Raw genomic sequence first — 1,862 nt, 5'->3', positions numbered from 1 at the left:
GAGATGATCGGACTTCTTGGCATGCTTGGTCATGGTGGCGGTTCCTTCTTGGTGTAGTGACCCCCTCCGTAATACACGGAGGGTGAAGGAGCCGCCGCTCTCAAACTCTCAGAAAATCAACCGGTTCTGGGACATCCCCTTGGCGAATCCAAACGGTGCTGCGGCGACGGTTACGCAGACCGCGCCAACGGTAACAACAGTCGCTGCCGCACCCTGAACGGCAGCACACGTGTTGGGGTTCCGATAGCAAAACACTACCGGATCGAAGGACTGAAAACGCGACGGAGGTGTAGGCGCGGGACCGCGCCCGCCTTGACCCTTTGGCACCCGACTATCTTCCTGCGCCTGCGGGTGACCGACATTTCGTTCCCGACTGCCGGTCGGCTGACGATTCGCTGAACCCTTTCTCTTGTTCGGGTTCGGGCGCAGTGACTTACCTCCCTTGTTCTTCCCCTTGGCCCATCCGTATGGGTCGCTCCACTGCAGGGGCGAGCTATCGACATAGCTGTAAGCGTGGTTGGTCGTTCCCAGATCGAGTTCGAACTGGTTCGACATGAACTGGCGCGCAAGCAGCGCCTCCGGTGGCGCAAGGTCGTACAACTGGCCGATCGGATCGGCGTTGATGTACCTCCCGGTGGCAGGATCGTAGGATCGGAACCTGTTGTAGTGCGGGAGTGAGCCTGCCGCTCGGCCACGAGGCGCTCACCATGACCGATCCTGGAGCGTAATGGGAATACGGAAAGAACGCCCCGGTTCACGGTTCATGCATTCATTCACGTGCGTTGTTTCTCGGCCTCAGACGCCGGACAATCGCAAGTACCCCAAGGGTTAGCGTGAAGGCCGGAAGGGAATACATGAACCCGCACAACGCGGTGTACCACCAGCCTAGTGAATCGACAAGATGTGCCTCTTCTAGAGCCATCTGAATCAGGACGGCAATGGCGAAGTAGCCGAAGAAGACCCGGGATACAACCTTGAAGTTCATGTTAGGCTACCAACTGCTTCGCCTTACCACTGCCCGCCGCAACTTTGGCGGAAGGTAGGGCGGGTTGTTTGCACCAAAGGGCGCATTCGGCCACGTACCGGAATTCCCGAGACCGCACGCGGAGAGCGCGTTAGACGCGCACTGGCAGCAGTTGAACTGGAAGAGATTGTAATTCTTGCCTTCGCACTTCTTCATCTCATTTCGTACGCATTGATCGTTTGAAAGACCCGTTGTTGGGGTGAAGTTGGCGCCTCCAGGGTTCGGATCCGCGTGTACCCCGCCTCTATCGAAACTCATCGTATCGCCGTTGTTCTTGTCGAACCGGAGGAAACAGTGGCGTGCGTAGGGAACTGCGGTCGGGTAGAAATGCCTTACACCCACCTCGACGTCTTCGCCCTTCGGGTCGATATTGCGAGATGGAGCATTCTTCGCATAGCCGAAAATGTTGATTTCACCCCATTGCCCGATCGGGTCCGCATTGATGTAGCGTCCGGTGGCCGGATCGAAATACCGGAACCTGTTGTAGTGGAGGTCTGTTTCGCCATCGGCGTACTGTCCCGGGAAACGGGTGTTGAAAGCCACCGTACTCGTGGGGTCTACCACGGCCGCACCGAACGACTCATGGCTCTGCCTCCACACACTGGCCTCGCTCGCGTTCGTCAGCATCCGCGGCGTGTCGAGATGGTCCGTGTGGACATCGTAGACGACCTCCGTTCCGGGACCCGTCGGATCCGCCACCTGGATCGGCGCGAAGCCTCCGGCGTAGGCGTAGCGCCGGCTTCGAGTTCCTGTACCGTCAAATTCGGACAGGAGATCGTCCCCGTCCCACAGAAACCAAGTCGTGGTTCCATTCGCCGTCTTCTGGATCCGCCGGCCG

General features: G+C 58.8%; 1 protein-coding gene and 1 pseudogene. Both read right to left on the bottom strand.

What is annotated here, in order from left to right; translation table 11 throughout:
- Positions 1 to 108 precede the first annotated feature (108 nt).
- A pseudogene (locus GY937_17880) lies at positions 109 to 666 on the bottom strand (hypothetical protein).
- A 325-nt stretch (positions 667 to 991) separates the two neighbouring features.
- Positions 992 to 1,862, bottom strand: an 871-nt coding sequence (locus tag GY937_17875; GenBank protein MCP5058574.1) for a hypothetical protein, incomplete at its 5' end; no start/stop codon positions are given.

The organism is bacterium (genome assembly GCA_024228115.1).
In the GTDB taxonomy this organism is placed as follows: domain Bacteria; phylum Myxococcota_A; class UBA9160; order UBA9160; family UBA6930.
Note: the sequence above shows the minus strand (reverse complement) of the source record. Positions and strands in the feature narration are given on the sequence as shown.